Below are 16385 nucleotides of genomic sequence, written 5' to 3'. Positions count from 1 at the left end.
TGCAGGCGAAGCAAAAGAAATCAATAGTTCAATGCAATTGGCGATAGATTTCTTCGGCCAACGTGTGAGAGATCCCCTCCACCGAGGCCAATTCGTCAATGCTCGCATCAGCCACGCCGCGCAAGCCGCCGAAGCGCGCCAGCAATTTTTGCCGACGCTTGGCGCCGATGCCTTCGATCTCTTCCAGCCGCGAAGTCTGGCGCGCCTTGGCGCGCTTGGCGCGCATGCCGGTGATGGCGAAGCGGTGCGCTTCGTCGCGGATTTGCGCGATCAGCATCAGCGCTGCGGACTCCTTGCCGAGTTCTTGCGGCGCGCGGCCGTCGACGAAGACCAGTGTCTCGAGGCCGACCTTGCGCCCTTCCCCTTTCGCCACGCCCACGATGAGGCTGATGTCGAGACCGAGTTCGGTAAAGACCTGGCGCGCGATTTCGACCTGGCCCTTGCCGCCGTCGATCAGCACGATGTCGGGCATGGTGCCGTCGCCGTTGGCGACTTTTTCATAACGGCGCGAGAGCACCTGGCGCATCGCCGCGTAATCGTCGCCGGGCGTGATGTCGTTGATGTTGTAACGGCGGTATTCGCCGTTCTGCATGGCGTGGTGATGGAACACTACGCACGAAGCCTGGGTCGCTTCGCCTTGCGTGTGGCTGATGTCGAAACACTCCACACGCAGGGCTTCAATATCTTCCACTTCGGTGCCGAGCGCTTCCACCAGGGCGCGTGTACGCGCCTGCTGCGAGCCCTGCTCGGACAACAAGCGCGCCAGCGCGATCTCGCCGCCCTTGTGCGCCATCTCCAGCCATTGGCGGCGCTGGCCCTGCGGCTGCAGCGTGAGCGTGATGCGGTGGCCGCATTGCTCCATCAGCGCCAGCATCAACGCAGGGTCGTCGAACTCGGTATTGACGATCAGGTTGCCGGGAATGAATTTCTCGATGTAGTGCTGGGCGATGAAGGCCTTCAGCACTTCGGCCTCGATCGACTCTTCACCGTCGGGAATCGCGCCGTCGACATGCGTCGGGAAATACGCGCGGTCGCCCAGGTGGCGGCCGCCGCGCACCATCGCCAGGTTGACGCAGGCGCGGCCGCCCTGCACGATCACGGCGATGATGTCGATGTCGGCGTCGCCGCCGGTTTCCATGGTCTGCTGATGCAGCACGCTGGAGAGCGAGGTGATCTGGTTACGCACCGCCGCGGCCTGTTCGAACTTGAGCTCGCCGGCGTAGGCGTGCATTTTTTTTTCCAGCACGTCGAGCACTTCGCTCTGGCGGCCGCGCAGGAATTTGGAGGCATTCTCGACGTCGAGCGCATAGTCTTCGGTGCTGATCAGCTTCACGCACGGGCCGCTGCAACGATGGATCTGATGCAGCAGGCAAGGACGGGTACGGTTGGCGTAGACCGTGTCTTCGCAGGTGCGCAGCAGGAACACCTTCTGCAGGATCTGGATTGATTCCTTGACTGCCCAGGCATTCGGAAACGGACCGAAATACTGGTTCTTCTTGTCCACTGCGCCGCGGTAGTAGGCCATGCGCGGATAAGCATGGCCGGTGATCTTCAGGTACGGATAGGACTTGTCGTCGCGGAACAGGATGTTGAAGCGCGGCCGCAGCGTCTTGATCAGGTTGTTTTCCAGCAGCAGCGCTTCGGCTTCGCTGCGCGTCACGGTCGTCTCGAGTCGCGCGATCCGTTCAACCATCATGGCGATGCGCGGGCTGCTCAGCGTCTTCTGGAAATAACTCGACACACGTTTCTTGAGGTCGCGCGCCTTGCCGACGTAGAGCACGTTGTCTTCCGCATCGAAATAGCGATACACGCCGGGCAGGTGCGGCAGCTTGGCGACTGTCTCGAGGACGATCTCGCGCGGATCAGGCGGCGAAGGCGGCTGGATATCGGACATTGCTGTGGAGTCAGTCAATCACGCGAGCGTCTGCAGCAGCTTTTTCGCCGCGCGGAAGCGCTCATCCTGTTGCAGCGCATCCCATTCCGGCGCCGCGCCTTGCGGCACCAGTGCAGCGATGCGGGCAGCCGAGGCCGGAGATACCTCGACTCGCAAACCGCTCAGCAACTGATCGGCCTTGTCCGGTGAATTGCACATCAGCACCATGTCGCAGCCCGCCTGCAATGCAGCGTTTGCACCGTCGAGCGCACCGCCGGCAACGCTGGCGCCATGCATGCTGAGGTCGTCGCTGAAGATCACGCCCTGGAAGCCGAGGTCCTTGCGCAGGATGCCCAGCCACTTCTTCGAGAAACCGGCCGGATGCTTGTCCACCTTGGGATAAATCACGTGCGCCGGCATCACCGCAGTCAGGCTCATGCCGAGCCAGTCATAAGGCGAGGCGTCGTCGCCGAGGATGTCCTTGAGCGGGCGCTCGTCCACCGGCAGGTCGACGTGCGAATCGGCGGTGACGTAACCATGGCCGGGGAAATGCTTGCCGCAATTGGCCATGCCGGCCAGCGCAAGGCCATGGTTGAGGCTCTTGGCCAGCAGTGTGACGACGCGCGGATCGCGATGGAAAGAACGCGTGCCGATCACCGACGAGCCGCCGAAATCGAGGTCCAGCACCGGCGTAAACGATAAATCGACGCCGCAGGCGCGCAGCTCGGACGCCAGCACATAGCCGGCGGCAGTGGCCAGCTTGGTCGCCTGCAGCACGTCGCGGTCCCACAATTCGCCGAGCGTGCGCATAGCCGGCAGATGCGTGAAGCCATCAGTGCGGAAGCGCTGCACGCGACCGCCTTCGTGGTCGACGGCGATCAGCACGCCGGGACGTGCGGCATGGATGCCCTGCGTCAGCGTCACCAGCTGCTTGCGATTTTCATAATTGCGCGCGAACAGGATCACGCCGCCGGTCAGCGGATGCTGAATACGGCGGATATCTTCCGCCGTGAGCGTGGTGCCGACCACGTCGAGCATGACGGGACCAAGCGGCTGGCGTGATGGACGTTGTTGAATGGATGCTTGCGCCTGACCTGCTGCCTTCATGTTTTCTCCGCGATGACAAATGCGACCGCATAGTCCACCTCGTCGGTGATCGAGACTTGCGCGGTCAATCCTTTTTCTTCCATCCAGGCCTTGAGTGCCCCGCTGCAGACCACGACCGGCTTGCCGCTCGGCGCGTTGAGCGTCTGCATCGACCGCCACGTCATCGGCATGCGCATGCCCAGGCCGATCGCCTTGGAAAACGCCTCCTTGGCAGCGAAACGCGTGGCCAGGAAACTGATGCCGCGCGCTTCGACCTTGGCCTTGCGGCTCAGGTACTTGACCATTTCTTCCGGACCGAGAATCTTTTCAGCGAAGCGGTCGCCGCGCCGCGCAAGCGTCGCCCTGAGGCGTGAAATCTGCAGGATATCGGTGCCGATGCCGTAGATCATGATCCGATTTTTCCGGCCGCATCGAGACGCGCCTTGAGCATGATCGCCTTCATGTCGCTGACCGCCTTGTGCCAGCCCACAAACACGGCGTGCGCGACGATGGCGTGGCCGATGTTGAGTTCGGCGATATCGGGAATCGCGGCGATGGCTTGCACGTTGGTGTAATGCAGGCCGTGACCGGCGTTGACCTTGAGGCCGCGACGAATGCCTTCGCGCACGCTTGCGCGCACGCGCTCCAATTCCTTCTCCATCTCGGCCTGGTCATGCGCTTCGGCGTAGCGGCCGGTATGCAGTTCGATCACCGGTGCGCCGGTTTCGGCGGCAGCCTTGATTTGCTCGTCGTCAGGATCGATGAACAGGCTGACGCGGATGCCTTCGGCCTGCAGTTGCTTCACGGCGGCCTGCACCTGGGCGAAATGGGTGACGACGTCGAGGCCGCCTTCGGTGGTGATTTCAGTGCGTTTCTCGGGCACCAGGCAGGAATCCTGCGGCTTGATGCGGCAGGAAAAATCGATCATCTCGCTGGTCACCGCCGCTTCCAGATTCATGCGTGTGCGCAGCAGCGGACGGATCGCTTCGACGTCGGCGTCGCGGATGTGGCGACGGTCTTCGCGCAGATGCAGCGTGATCGCATCAGCGCCGGCCTCTTCCGCCTGCAACGCAGCCTGGATCGGATCGGGATACGTGGTGCCGCGCGCGTTGCGCAAGGTGGCGACGTGGTCGATATTGATGCCCAGCTCGATGGCGGGACCGACGGGATTCAGGAAGCTCATGGGATTATCGCGATGTACTTGGAGTAGATGAAGTGAACGGCGCACGTGTTTCCTTGGCGTCGTTCGTGTCGTTGGTGTCGATGGCGGCGCCCTGCTTCCAGCGCCAGTTGAACACCAGCAGCGCCAGGCCGCCGGCGACCAGGCCCCAGAAGGCCGTGCCGATGCCGAACAGCGATACGCCGGAGGCAGTCACGAGGAAGGTGATCAGCGCCGCTTCGCGCTGCTTTTCATTGGCCATGGCTACCGTCAGGCCGTTGGCGATGGTGCCGAACAGGGCCAGGCCGGCGATCGCCATGATCAGCGCCTTGGGGAAGGCCGCAAACAAGGCCACCACGGTGGCGCCGGACACGCCGGCGATCAGGTAGAACACGCCGGCGGCGACGCTGGCCATGTAGCGCCGGGAGGGGTCTTCATGGGCTTCCTTGCCCATGCAGATGGCGGCGGTAATCGCGGCCAGGCAGATCGAGAAACAGCCGAACGGCGCCAATACCAGCGTGGTCAATCCGGTCCAGGTCATCAGCGGCGACACCGGCGTGTTGTAGCCGGAGGCGCGCATGATGGCCACGCCGGGCGCGTTCTGCGACGCCATGGTGACAACGAACAAGGGAATGCCGACGCCCAGCAGGCTGGTCAGCGTGAACTCGGGCATGACGAATTCAGGTGTGGCGAGAGCCAGGTGGAAGCTGTCGAATTTCAGCAGACCTTGCGTGCCGGCGAAGGCGGTGCCGAGCGCCAGCACCAGGATGATGGCGTAGCGCGGCAACCAGCGCTTGCCGAACAGATAGGCTGCAAACATCAGCAGCACCAGAGCGAATTCGAGCTTCATGGCGACGAACACGTCCATGCCGAAACGCGCCAGGATGCCGGCCAGCATGGCGGCGGCAATCGAAATTGGAATGCGATTCATGGCGCGTGCGAACAAGCCGGTCACGCCACAAATTGTCACCAGCGCAGCGGAGAACATGAACACGCCGATGGCCTGCGGCATGCTCAGGCCGGCCAGGCCGGTGATCAGCAAGGCGGCGCCGGGCGTCGACCAGGCAGTGACGACCGGGGTGCGGTAATACAGCGACAGGCCGATGCAGGTCACGCCCATACCGACGCCGAGTGCAAATATCCACGAACTGATCTGCCCTGGCGTGGCGCCGGCGGCAGCGGCGGCCTGGAAGATGATGGCGGCGGAACTGGTGAAACCGATCAGTACGGCGACAAAACCCGCCGCCGCGCCAGACCAGGAAAAGTCTTTGAACACGTGGATTCCCGAACTCAGAGTTGCGACAGATCGATCAGAATCTGACGCGTGTTCAGTTGGGCGCCGCCGAGATGGTGTGACAGCAGCGAGCGCATCAGCAACTTGCTTTGGCTCTGTGTGGTGGCGTCGCTGTAGTCTTCTTTTTCCATGTCGAGCAAGGTCTTGCCGGACACTTTCGGTCCGGTATCGGACAGCCGTGGAAAACGCACGCCCTGCTCCGGATCGACAACGTAGGTATCGTCCGGCGCAACCGGCTTGCCGTTGGTGACGCAGAGGGTCCAGTCGCCGGCCACGCCGGTTTCCTTGAGCAGCGCGCGCTCGAACTTGCGCAGCACGATCGGCGCCGATTCGCCGTGCGCCAGCTGGTTCAACGTCGAGACATAGTGATCGAACAGCGCCGGATGCGCATCCTCGCGCGCCAGCAGTTTGACCAGCAATTCATTGAGATAGAAGCCGCACAGCAAGGCCGATTTTTCCAGCGGCAGCAGCCCGCCGACCCATTCGGCCGCCGTCAGCGTGCGCACTTCAGATTTGCCGCTCCAGCTCACCGACAGCGGCTGGAAGGTCTGCAACACGCCGCGCAGCTTGGAGTGCGGACGTTTGGCGCCCTTCGCGACCAGGGCCACACGGCCGTGATCGCGCGAGAAGACGTCGACGATCAGGCTGGTTTCCTTGTAGGGATAGCTGTGCAGCACGAAACCGGGCTGGGCCTGGACGCGCGTGTCTTTTTCAGGGACTTTGGGACGGCGCGGAGCACTCGTTGCACGCGTGCTCCGCTTGGGTGCAGCGGAATTTTTGGCGTTGGCCAGCGCAGACTCGGCAGCCGCAGCGCTCAGGGCTTCGGCATCCAGTGTTTGAGGTTGACCAACAGCAGAATCAGCGATGATCGCAGCCATAGAGTATGTGTTTGCTATTCGTAGCCGTAGGCGCGCAATCCGGCTTCGTTATCAGCCCAGCCGGATTTGACCTTGACCCAGATTTCCAGATAGACCGGACCGCCGAACAGGCGCTCCATGTCCAGGCGCGCCTGCGTGGAAATTTCTTTCAGGCGCGCGCCCTTGTTGCCGATCACCATGGACTTGTGGCCGTCGCGTTCGACCAGGATGGCGGCGAATACGCGGCGCAGGTTGCCTTCCTGTTCAAACTTCTCGATCAGGACGGTACTGGTGTATGGCAGTTCTTCACCGACGAAACGGAACACCTTTTCACGCACGATTTCCGACGCCAGGAATTTTTCACTGCGATCGGTGATGTCGTCTTCGTCGAACATCGGCGGATTGACCGGCAGCAGCTTGCGAATTTCGTCCTGCAGGGCATCCAGCTGGAAACGCTGCTTGGCCGACACCGGCACCACGGAGGCGAAATTGTGCTGTGATGCGACTTCCTGCGCAAACGGCATCAGCACCGATTTATCCTTGCTGCGGTCGGACTTGTTCATCACCAGGATGCACGGCACGTTGGCCGGCAACAGTGCCATGACCTGCTTGTCGGCCGGTCCGAATGTGCCCGCTTCGATCACGTACAAAATCACGTCGGCGGCAGTCAGCGTGGACGTGACGGTGCGGTTCAGGGTCTTGTTCAGGGCGTTGCTGTGACGCGTCTGGAAACCCGGTGTGTCGACGTAGACAAATTGCGTGTTGTTTATCGTCTGGATGCCGGTGATGCGGTGACGCGTGGTCTGCGCCTTGCGCGACGTAATACTGACTTTGGCGCCGATCAGTGCATTCATCAAGGTCGATTTGCCGACGTTCGGGCGGCCGACAATGGCGATGTAACCGCATCGATAATCGGTCGAGGCGTCAGGCGAAGCGTCGGAAGGGGCGTTAAATTCTGTCATGCAGTTTTGCTTTGTGTTACTGAAGGCGCCGGAGCTGCGGGCACCTCGGTGCGGGAATCGTTCAGATCGGCGGTGGCCGTCTGGGCCTTGCTGTCGCTTTTTCCGTCGGTCGTTTTGGGTTCGGCTTTGTGGTCTGCTTTGGGATCGGCGGTTTTTGCCTCTGCCTTGCTTTCCGCTTTCAGATCAGCCTTGGCGTCGCTTTTGGCGGCCTTGACGACCACCGGTTTCTCCAGCTTTTCCGGCTTGGCGGCAGGCGCCTCGGCAGCCAGCGGCAATTCTTCGTTGGGTGCATCCGGCTGAATCGTGGCTATCCCGGCCAGCTTGAGTTGCGTCGTGCGCGCACGCGGTTTGCGTGTTGCGGCGGGAGTCTTGACCAGGGCGGCCTGTACTGCTTCCAACGCCAATTTGGCGGCCGCCTGCTCGCCCGCGCGACGACTGCCGCCGGTGCCGAAGACCTGGATTTCCAGCTTGGGCACCAGACATTCGATTTCGAACTCCTGGTTGTGCGCCGCGCCGTGCGTGGCCACCACATTGTATTGCGGCAGCGGGATTTTCTTGCCCTGCAGATATTCCTGCAGCAGCGTTTTGGCATCTTTGCCGAGCGTCTTCGGATCGACGGTGTCGAGAATCGGGATGTACAGCGAGCGAATCACATCGCGTGCGGCATCGAAACCGGCGTCGAGGAAAATCGCGCCGAACAGCGCTTCCAGCGTGTCGGCCAGGATCGACGGACGGCGGAAACCACCCGACTTCAGCTCACCTTCGCCGAGCCTGAGGAACTGCGACAGGTCGAGGCGCTGGGCGATTTCGTACAGCGATTGCTGCTTGACGAGGTTGGCGCGCAGACGCGACAAGTCTCCCTCGTCGATTTTGTTGTAACGGTCGAAAAGGAGTGAGGCGACGACGCAGTTGAGGATAGAGTCGCCGAGGAATTCGAGGCGTTCGTTATGCAAGCTGCTATGGCTACGATGCGTCAAGGCCTGCTGCAGTAATGTAGCGTCCTTGAAGTTGTGCCCTAGCCGATTTTGCAATACTAATGGATCCATTTATTCATCCGTCGCTTAGAGATGCGAACCTGGCTGCGCTGTCCTGCCGCCTTTCGCATACCTCCCAGGCCATCCGGCCCGTTACCTGCAACCTGCCGTCGTCACTACGAAATACGCCGGCAGGCTGGCTGTTGGATTTTCCTGGAACAGAGAAAAACACCGGGAAAATACCGTGTTCCGCCTCCGAAGAATTAATGCCTGACAGCAACTTAATGAAAACTGCCGATACGCTTCAAATTACCCAGATTCATCCAGACAAAAAATGCTTTTCCGACAATGTTCTGATCCGGCACAAAGCCCCAATAGCGGCTGTCCAGGCTGTTGTCGCGGTTATCGCCCATCATGAAGTACTGGCCGGCGGGCACGGTGCAGGCAAAGCCTTCCGTGTTGTAGCTGCACAGCTCATGCTGAGGAAAAGCGTCCGGATTCGGTACGAAATTGGGGGCGCGCTCATCCGTCAGTATCTTGTGGCCGACGCCGGTCAGGTCTTCCTGCCACTGCTTATAGTACGTCAGATTCTCATCATCCAGATAATCTGGCAATGGCTTGTAAGAAACTTCTTTACCATTTACGGTTAGGTGCTTGTTTTTATAGACAATTTTATCACCAGGCACGCCTACAACGCGCTTGATGTAGTCAACCGTCGTATCCTTCGGATATTTGAACACCATCACGTCGCCGCGCTGCGGATCGTTGATGCTGATGATCTTTTTATTCACGATCGGCAGGCGGATGCCGTAGGTATATTTGTTCACCAGGATCAGATCGCCGACGAGCAAGGTCGGCACCATCGAGCTTGATGGAATCTTGAATGGCTCATACAGGAACGAGCGCAAGAAAAACACCAGCGCGATGACCGGGAAGAAGCTGCCCGAATATTCGATCCAGGTCGGCTGACGCAACAGGTCGGCCTCGATCTTGGCGCGACTGGAGGTATCGCTCTTGACGCCGTCGCTGGCGTTCTTGGCGATGCGCGCATCGAACTCGGCCAATGCGGCGTCGGCCTTCGCACGTCGCTGCTTGGACCAGAAATAGGTATCCAGGAACCAGATGACGCCTGTCAGCACCATCAACACAAACAGAATCAATGCGAAATTGCCTAAGAGAGCCTGCAGGTTCATTTGTCGTCCACTTGTAAGATTGCCAGGAATGCTTCCTGTGGAATTTCCACCGAGCCGACCTGTTTCATGCGCTTCTTGCCGGCCTTCTGCTTCTCGAGCAGCTTGCGCTTGCGGCTGATGTCGCCGCCGTAGCATTTGGCCAGCACGTTCTTGCGCAACGCCTTGACGTTTTCACGCGAGATGATGGTCGCGCCGATGGCCGCCTGGATCGCCACGTCGAACATCTGGCGCGGGATCAGTTCACGCATCTTGGCCGCCACGGCACGGCCGCGGAACTGGCTGTTGGCACGGTGCACGATGATGGCCAGGGCATCGACCTTTTCGCTGTTGATCAGCATATCGACTTTGACCACGTCGGCCGAACGGTATTCCTTGAACTCGTAGTCCATCGACGCGTAACCGCGCGAGGTCGACTTCAGGCGATCGAAGAAGTCGAGCACGATTTCGGCCATCGGCATTTCGTAGGTCAGTTGCACCTGCTTGCCGTGATAGCTCATGTTGGTCTGCACGCCGCGCTTTTGCGTACACAGCGTGATGACCGAGCCGACGTATTCCTGCGGCATGTACAGATTGACCGTGACGATAGGTTCGCGCACTTCTTCGATCCGGGACGGTTCCGGCATCTTCGACGGATTGTCGACCATCAGGATGGTGCCTTCGCCATCGCGCAGCACGACTTCGTACACCACCGTCGGTGCGGTCGTGATGAGGTCCATGTCGAACTCGCGCTCGAGACGTTCCTGCACGATTTCCATGTGCAGCAAACCGAGGAAGCCGCAGCGGAAGCCGAAGCCCAGCGCTTGCGAAACTTCCGGTTCGTATTGCAGGGCGGCGTCGTTGAGCTTCAGTTTTTCGAGCGAGTCGCGCAGTGCGTCGTATTGATTCGCCTCGACCGGGAACAGGCCGGCAAACACTTGCGGCTGCACTTCCTTGAAGCCCGGCAGCGGCTCGGCGGCCTTGTTCGCAGCCAAGGTGACGGTGTCGCCGACCTTGGCCGCCTTCAATTCCTTGATGCCGGCGATAATGAAGCCGACCTGCCCTGCCGACAGCGTTTCGCGCGATTGCGACTTGGGCGTGAAGACGCCGATGCTTTCAGTCAGGTGAGTCGACTCGGTCGCCATCAGGAAGATTTTTTCCTTCGGACGCAAGGTGCCGTTGACAATGCGCACCAGCATGACCACGCCGACGTAATTGTCGAACCAGGAATCGATGATCAGCGCCTGCAGCGGTGCATCCGGATCACCCTTCGGCGCCGGCACTTTGGCGATCATCGCTTCGATGACGTCTTCCACGCCCAGGCCGGTTTTGGCCGAACACGGCGTGGCGTCGGAGGCATCGATGCCGATGACTTCTTCGATCTCGCTCTTGGCGTTGTCGGGGTCGGCCGATGGCAAGTCGATCTTGTTCAGTACGGGGACCACTTCCACGCCCAGCTCCAGCGCCGTGTAGCAATTGGCCACGGTCTGCGCTTCCACACCTTGCGATGCGTCGACGACCAGCAGCGCACCTTCGCATGCCGACAGCGAGCGGCTGACTTCATAGCTGAAGTCGACGTGGCCCGGCGTATCGATCAGGTTGAGGTTGTAGATCTGGCCGTCCCGCGCCTTGTAATGCAACGCTGCGGTTTGCGCCTTGATCGTGATGCCGCGCTCGCGCTCGATGTCCATCGAGTCGAGCACCTGAGCTTCCATCTCGCGGTTGGAAAGGCCGCCGCACAACTGGATGATGCGATCGGCGAGCGTGGATTTGCCATGGTCAATATGGGCAATGATCGAAAAATTACGGATATTGTTCATTAAATTGCAGAAAACGATGAAAAAAGGCGCTCCAGAATGGGAGCGTCTCCCAATTGAGCGCCTTTACAACAGCTTTTGTTCAACCCGTCATTCTACCGGATTTCAGAGGGTAAAACCCGAATAAGCCATTGACGGCTTGCGGTCCGGAGCGATTCTGTGGCCTTGCGATTGCCAAGCCGGTGAAATATCGAATCAATTACTTTAAAGCAAGAATTTTTCAACGCCCGCGACATCCAGAAAATAATGGCACAGCTGCACTGGAGGCTGTCCTTGCCGTTGTCCCACGAGCACCGGTACAAGCTCGTCGTAGCGCTGCACCAGCGCTTCGTCGGCGTCAACGTCGATGATCTCCACGGTGAATTCATGCACCGGGCGGAATTTTTCCAGCGCGAGCAGCATGTCCTCGCACAAATGGCAGTAGGAACGGGAATACAGGATGAAATGGGCAGAGGACATCGGACGTTCCGGTTCAGTCGCGAAGATCACAAAACAAAGGCTGCAACCCGTGGGTATGCAGCCTTCATGCTGAAAGAATGACGCGGGCGCGGGCTTGCGCCCGGCATTCTCAGTTGCCGCTGGCGCTTGGACGCAGAGGCACGAACTGTGACGAGTCGCCGCGACGCACCAGCACTGCCGCGCGCTTCTTCGGATCCAGCTTGGCCACCAGGCCGTTGAATTGCTTGGCGTCCTTGATATCGACGTCGTTCAGGCGCTGGACCACGTCACCGGCTCGCAACCCGGCTGCTGCCGCCACGCCGACTGCAGATTCCACCAGCACGCCGCTGTCGACCTTGAGTTCTTTTTTCTGCGCATCAGTCAGATCGCTGACCACCAGGCCCAGGGAATTCGGCGTGACTTCCTGCTTCGGCTTCTTCTCTTCCGCCTTGGCCGGCTTGTCGGCTTCGATCTCCACCACGGTCACGGCGATATCACGGGCACTGCCCTTGCGCCAGATGTTGACCGTCGCACGCGAACCCGGCTTGGTGCCGCCGACCATGCGGGGCAGATCGCTCGGCCTCTCAATGGCGGTGCCATTGAATTTCAGGATGATGTCGCCGGCTTCCAGGCCGCCCTTTTCTGCCGGGCCACCTGGCTCAATACGCTGCACCAGGGCACCTTGCGCCTTGGCCAGACCCAGCGATTCGGCCACATCCTTGGTCACTTCACCGATTTGGACACCGATACGACCGCGCGTCACGCGACCGGAAGCCTTCAGCTGATCGGACACGCGCAGCGCTTCATCGATGGGCACTGCAAAAGAGATGCCCATGAAGCCGCCGGAACGACTGTAAATCTGTGAATTGATGCCGATCACTTCGCCCTTCAGGTTGATCAGCGGGCCACCCGAATTACCGGGATTGACCGCGACGTCAGTCTGAATCAGCGGCAGGTAATCGCCGGTGTCGCGCGCCTTGGCGGAAATGATGCCGGCGGTCACGGTGTTTTCCAGGCCGAACGGCGAGCCGATCGCCAGCACCCATTCACCGGCGCGGATCTTGTCCGAGTCGCCGATCACCAGGCGCGGCAGGCTGTTGCCGTCAATCTTGAGCAACGCCACATCGGTGCGTGTGTCGGAACCGATGATCTTGGCCTTGAACTCGCGCTTGTCGGTCAGGGTTACGTAGACGTCGCTGGCGCCTTCAACCACGTGGGCGTTGGTCATGATGTAACCGTCTGCCGAAATGATGAAACCGGAACCGACGCCGCGCGGCACTTCTTCCTGCTGAGCGCTGCCGCCCTTGCGGTTAGGATTGGGACGCGGTGTGTTTGGCGTATTGGGTTGCTGCTGGCGCGGCATCGGCACGCCGAAGAAGCGACGGAAAAATTCCTGCATCTCTTCGTCGTCGGCACCGGCTTGCGGCTGGCCGGTCTTGACGCGTTCGGTAGTCCGGATGTTGACCACGCCCGGACCGGTGCGATCGACGATATCCGCGAAGTCAGGCAGGCCGGCGACGGCAGGCGCTGCGACTGCGGCACTCAAACCAGTCAGCGCCGGCGCCAAGGCGAGAGCGGAAGCGCTTAGCAGCGACGACAACAAGATTTTCTTGGCGGGAATCATCATTGGTATTTTTCGTATTATTTGGATTTGAATTCTATGGAATTCGACACTTGCCGAATCGCCGGACCCGGCACTTCACCGACCACGGTGAGCCAGTAATCGCCTTGACGGCGGCCCACGATATTCATTGCGCCCTGCTGCATGGAGCCTTCGGTACGGCTCTGCGAACCCGGCTCGATAAATACGGAAATCGCCGCCAACCCGTCTGAAAACACGATCTGCGACACTTCGCGCTGTGTCGTCACGCCATGCTGCGTTGCGGACGCGCCGGTATTTTGCGTATCGGAAATGAGGCGTTTGACTTCCTGGATCTTCTTGAACCCCGGCGGCGGCGTGACCGACCAGCCCGACAGGTTGACCTGGCTCATGACCGAATTTTCGATGTGCCAGCCATTGGTGTTGGTGATGCTCGGCTTGACGCGGTTGTGGTCGATATTGCCGATTTCGATCTGGGTAAAGGAAATCTGCTCCACCACATCGTTCTTGGCGTCAAAAGTCTGCGCACGCAACAGCAAGCCGGTCGCCTTGTCGGCCCATAGCTTGTAGCCGTAACGCAATTTATCCTTGGGCTCCAGGATCACTGCCTGGCAATCGTGACCGGCGACGCGGCCGGTCTCACCCATTTTGACGCTGTAGTAATCCACCAGGTCGGTGGGATTGGCTGCAAGGATGGCGGGGAAGACGTCGCGCGTGACCCGCTTTTCGATCAGGACGGTTTTCGCCTCGGGAACGTAACAGGCCACATCGTCATTGTTGCGGATATATTCACGCGGCTTGCCATCGAGGACTTCCAATTTCTCGATTTCGTTTTTGCCGGACAAAATGTGGGTGATGCGCGAAGTGCGCATCTGATTGGACTGCTGGTAGACGAACGTACCTGAATAGTTGAGCCGCTGCGCTGCGGATTGTATTTTTTTTAGTAAGACCTGCGCATCCTGATTGTTGTTTACTTTTGTCGGCAATGCATTCTCCGCCTGGGCGGAGAATGCTACAAATGCCGAAATAAAAAGAACGACCCGGAGCAAACCTTGTGTCTGCCGCATATTATTTATCTGAGTCAATTGCGAAAGCCGCCGAACGGGCGTATTGGGCCGAACTGTACATCGAAGGCGAGAAGCGCTGATGCGCCAGCAGATAGTCGTCGATACGCGCATCGCGTGCGACTTCACCCTGTTGCGCCAGACTGTTAATCGACGCCACACCTTGCGGTACGGACGACGTTGCAGCCACAGTCGTGATCGCCGACGGCACAGTGGCCGTCGCTGCCGTCGACACAACCGGCGCCGGAGCGCTGGCCAATGTCGTCGACTGCTGCTGTCCCGTCACCAGGACAACCGCGACAATCGCTGCCGCTGCAGCAGCGCCCGGCATCACGAAACGGCGCACGAAACGCTTGCGCGCCGGCACCAGCGACACGACATTCGAAGCCGTCGCGTCATTCACCGCCACCGGAACGATGATCTGTTCGGCAGTGGTGGTCATCAACTGTGGGGCGATGATCGTCGGTTCGGCGTCAAGGCGCGCACTCATTTTGGCGGCAAAGCCGTCGCTGAGCGAAAACGCCATTTCCTCCGAACGCATGACATCGCCGATCTGATGGTACAGATCCCACGTCACCTGCTCTTCCGGCTGGCGTAAAACGGCGAGAGCCATGCTGACATGTGCGTCAACCAGCTCGCCGTCGGCCAATGCCGAAATTTTTTCTCTGCTAATTTCTTTGGTATCCATAAGTAGTCACCCGGCCACAAAATTTCAGTTCCATCACCCGCTCTTATTTTTATGTCTTTTACTGACGTCTACGACGTCATATAACGCATAACTCCCGTGCTTCAAGTACAGCTTACAAATACAGCTTACAAATGCAGCTTAAAAACAGCCTACCAGCGCTTGTCCAGCGCCGTTCCAAGCAGCGGCCGCAGCTTTTCCGCGATCGCCTCGCGCGCCCGGAAAATCCGGCTGCGCACCGTACCGATGGGGCAACCCATGGCGTCGGCGATCTCGTCGTAGCTCAAACCCTCTATTTCGCGCAGGGTAATCGCGGTCCGCAATTCTTCGGGCAAGGCTTCCATCGCAACGTTGACCGTTTGGGCAATCTGCTTGGTCGCCAGCATCGACTCGGGAGTATTGATGTCTCTTAGGTGCTCTCCGTCGTCAAAAGTTTCAGCCTCTTCTGCATCTGCTTCAGTTGACGTCGGCGCCCTTCTGCCCATGGTCACAAGGTAGTTCTTGGCCGTGTTGATACCGATCCGGTACAACCAGGTATAGAACGCCGAATCGCCACGGAATTGCGGCAGCGCGCGGTAAGCCTTGATGAAAGCTTCCTGCACGACATCTTCCGCTTCCGCCTGATCGCGCACCAGGCGCGATACGAGCCGCATCAGTTTCCGTTGATATTTGGCAACTAATAGCTCGAACGCCTTCTTATCGCCACGCTGTACACGCTCGACAAGCAGTTGATCAATTTCGCGTTCCGTCGTCAAATCCAGTTTCCTTGTTTTTTTATCATTTCTGCGCAAACCGAACCATTGATCCATTTCGAAGCAATAAATTCAGTAAGCGTACTATCTTTTCGATTTTTTTGTAGAGGGCATGCCATCAGGCGTCGTTATTATGACTTGCAACCCATCGACAAGCCACTTGCAGCGCCCGAAAAGTTTCTTGGGGAACAGAGTCGGGCAATACCGGAATAGTCCGGACCCGGCCATTTTCCAGCCTTAACCGCAACAACAGCAGGTTCGGCCAGACGGTTGATCCGGCCAGCAACTGCGCCAGTCCCCCGCTCATGACTTGCGAACCTGGTTTGACGCGCACCACCGCGTGATGCTCGACCAGCCGGATCTGCCCGGTGCCGGAAATATGCAACCAAACCGTCTTGCGGTTCTTCAGCACCAGCCAGAACACAAGGATTGCCGCGACGATACATGCCCCGGCAAGCGACATCCTGAACACGAAAGACAATTGCCCGACCAGGGCGAAAGCAAAAATAACGCCGATGAGGGCAACAGCGACAGCCGCAGCCGCCATCATGATCAAAAGCAGACGGGAAGGTTTGATATCCGCAGAGACTGCTATCGACATAGGAATGGAGGGGGAGTGGAAAAGCAAAACCCGGCTTTCTTTCGAAAGCCGGGC

Annotated in this window: 16 protein-coding genes; all 16 read right to left on the bottom strand. The window is 59.5% G+C overall.

Annotated features, from left to right (window positions below):
* Window positions 1-28 precede the first annotated feature (28 nt).
* A complete protein-coding gene (gene uvrC, locus ACIROY_RS11485) occupies window positions 29-1894 on the bottom strand; it encodes an excinuclease ABC subunit UvrC (protein ID WP_402341630.1) in 1866 nt (621 codons plus the stop codon).
* A gap of 18 nt (window positions 1895-1912) precedes the next feature.
* Window positions 1913-2980: a beta-N-acetylhexosaminidase gene (gene nagZ, locus ACIROY_RS11480; protein WP_402273078.1), complete on the bottom strand. Its 1068-nt coding sequence runs from the start codon at window positions 2978-2980 to the stop codon at window positions 1913-1915.
* A complete protein-coding gene (gene acpS, locus ACIROY_RS11475; protein WP_402273081.1) occupies window positions 2977-3369 on the bottom strand; it encodes a holo-ACP synthase in 393 nt (130 codons plus the stop codon). Before acpS ends, nagZ begins: the two co-directional genes overlap by 4 nt.
* Entirely contained in the window at window positions 3366-4142 is a 777-nt protein-coding gene (pdxJ, locus tag ACIROY_RS11470; RefSeq protein ID WP_402341629.1) for a pyridoxine 5'-phosphate synthase, read from the bottom strand. The genes acpS and pdxJ overlap by 4 nt, the downstream gene beginning before the upstream one ends.
* A 4-nt stretch (window positions 4143-4146) precedes the next feature.
* Window positions 4147-5394, bottom strand: a complete 1248-nt coding sequence (locus ACIROY_RS11465) for a benzoate/H(+) symporter BenE family transporter (RefSeq protein ID WP_402341628.1) — start codon at window positions 5392-5394, stop codon at window positions 4147-4149.
* Window positions 5395-5408: 14 nt separating this feature from the next.
* Window positions 5409-6290: a DNA repair protein RecO gene (recO, locus tag ACIROY_RS11460; RefSeq protein ID WP_402341626.1), complete on the bottom strand. Its 882-nt coding sequence runs from the start codon at window positions 6288-6290 to the stop codon at window positions 5409-5411.
* Window positions 6291-6304: 14 nt separating this feature from the next.
* Entirely contained in the window at window positions 6305-7231 is a 927-nt protein-coding gene (gene era / locus ACIROY_RS11455; RefSeq protein ID WP_402273089.1) for a GTPase Era, read from the bottom strand.
* Complete coding sequence (gene rnc / locus ACIROY_RS11450) at window positions 7228-8277, bottom strand: ribonuclease III (RefSeq protein ID WP_402341624.1); 1050 nt, start codon at window positions 8275-8277, stop codon at window positions 7228-7230. Before rnc ends, era begins: the two co-directional genes overlap by 4 nt.
* 209 nt (window positions 8278-8486) lie before the next feature.
* Complete coding sequence (gene lepB / locus ACIROY_RS11445) at window positions 8487-9398, bottom strand: signal peptidase I (RefSeq protein WP_116433532.1); 912 nt, start codon at window positions 9396-9398, stop codon at window positions 8487-8489.
* Window positions 9395-11194, bottom strand: a complete 1800-nt coding sequence (gene lepA, locus ACIROY_RS11440) for a translation elongation factor 4 (protein WP_402273093.1) — start codon at window positions 11192-11194, stop codon at window positions 9395-9397. Before lepA ends, lepB begins: the two co-directional genes overlap by 4 nt.
* A 201-nt stretch (window positions 11195-11395) precedes the next feature.
* Entirely contained in the window at window positions 11396-11650 is a 255-nt protein-coding gene (locus ACIROY_RS11435; RefSeq protein WP_402273095.1) for a glutaredoxin family protein, read from the bottom strand.
* Between the two features lie 109 nt (window positions 11651-11759).
* Window positions 11760-13253 (bottom strand): DegQ family serine endoprotease, encoded by a 1494-nt coding sequence (locus ACIROY_RS11430; protein ID WP_402273832.1) that lies wholly within the window; start codon window positions 13251-13253, stop codon window positions 11760-11762.
* Window positions 13254-13270: 17 nt separating this feature from the next.
* Window positions 13271-14296 carry a MucB/RseB C-terminal domain-containing protein gene (locus ACIROY_RS11425; protein ID WP_402273835.1) on the bottom strand — a complete coding sequence of 342 codons (1026 nt, stop codon included), beginning with the start codon at window positions 14294-14296 and terminating at the stop codon, window positions 13271-13273.
* A 1-nt stretch (window position 14297) separates the two neighbouring features.
* On the bottom strand, window positions 14298-14981 hold the full coding sequence (locus tag ACIROY_RS11420; protein WP_402273096.1) for a sigma-E factor negative regulatory protein: 684 nt from the start codon (window positions 14979-14981) through the stop codon (window positions 14298-14300).
* A gap of 149 nt (window positions 14982-15130) precedes the next feature.
* Window positions 15131-15787, bottom strand: a complete 657-nt coding sequence (gene rpoE, locus ACIROY_RS11415; RefSeq protein ID WP_402273098.1) for an RNA polymerase sigma factor RpoE — start codon at window positions 15785-15787, stop codon at window positions 15131-15133.
* 61 nt (window positions 15788-15848) lie between these two features.
* On the bottom strand, window positions 15849-16331 hold the full coding sequence (locus ACIROY_RS11410) for a protein YgfX (protein ID WP_402273100.1): 483 nt from the start codon (window positions 16329-16331) through the stop codon (window positions 15849-15851).
* Window positions 16332-16385: the final 54 nt, after the last annotated feature.

Source organism: Herbaspirillum sp. NPDC101396, assembly GCF_044767365.1.
Lineage (GTDB): Bacteria > Pseudomonadota > Gammaproteobacteria > Burkholderiales > Burkholderiaceae_D > Herbaspirillum.
Note: the sequence above shows the minus strand (reverse complement) of the source record. Positions and strands in the feature narration are given on the sequence as shown.

Bases quoted from the DNA above. Each gene is read 5' to 3' on its own strand.
- uvrC (WP_402341630.1), bottom strand. From the start codon at position 1,894: ATGTCCGATATCCAGCCGCCTTCGCCGCCTGATCCGCGCGAGATCGTC.
- nagZ (WP_402273078.1), bottom strand. From the start codon at position 2,980: ATGAAGGCAGCAGGTCAGGCGCAAGCATCCATTCAACAACGTCCATCA.
- acpS (WP_402273081.1), bottom strand. From the start codon at position 3,369: ATGATCTACGGCATCGGCACCGATATCCTGCAGATTTCACGCCTCAGG.
- pdxJ (WP_402341629.1), bottom strand. From the start codon at position 4,142: ATGAGCTTCCTGAATCCCGTCGGTCCCGCCATCGAGCTGGGCATCAAT.
- recO (WP_402341626.1), bottom strand. From the start codon at position 6,290: ATGGCTGCGATCATCGCTGATTCTGCTGTTGGTCAACCTCAAACACTG.
- era (WP_402273089.1), bottom strand. From the start codon at position 7,231: ATGACAGAATTTAACGCCCCTTCCGACGCTTCGCCTGACGCCTCGACC.
- rnc (WP_402341624.1), bottom strand. From the start codon at position 8,277: ATGGATCCATTAGTATTGCAAAATCGGCTAGGGCACAACTTCAAGGAC.
- lepB (WP_116433532.1), bottom strand. From the start codon at position 9,398: ATGAACCTGCAGGCTCTCTTAGGCAATTTCGCATTGATTCTGTTTGTG.
- lepA (WP_402273093.1), bottom strand. From the start codon at position 11,194: ATGAACAATATCCGTAATTTTTCGATCATTGCCCATATTGACCATGGC.
- ACIROY_RS11435 (WP_402273095.1), bottom strand. From the start codon at position 11,650: ATGTCCTCTGCCCATTTCATCCTGTATTCCCGTTCCTACTGCCATTTG.
- ACIROY_RS11430 (WP_402273832.1), bottom strand. From the start codon at position 13,253: ATGATTCCCGCCAAGAAAATCTTGTTGTCGTCGCTGCTAAGCGCTTCC.
- ACIROY_RS11425 (WP_402273835.1), bottom strand. From the start codon at position 14,296: ATGCGGCAGACACAAGGTTTGCTCCGGGTCGTTCTTTTTATTTCGGCA.
- ACIROY_RS11420 (WP_402273096.1), bottom strand. From the start codon at position 14,981: ATGGATACCAAAGAAATTAGCAGAGAAAAAATTTCGGCATTGGCCGAC.
- rpoE (WP_402273098.1), bottom strand. From the start codon at position 15,787: ATGGATCAATGGTTCGGTTTGCGCAGAAATGATAAAAAAACAAGGAAA.
- ACIROY_RS11410 (WP_402273100.1), bottom strand. From the start codon at position 16,331: ATGTCGATAGCAGTCTCTGCGGATATCAAACCTTCCCGTCTGCTTTTG.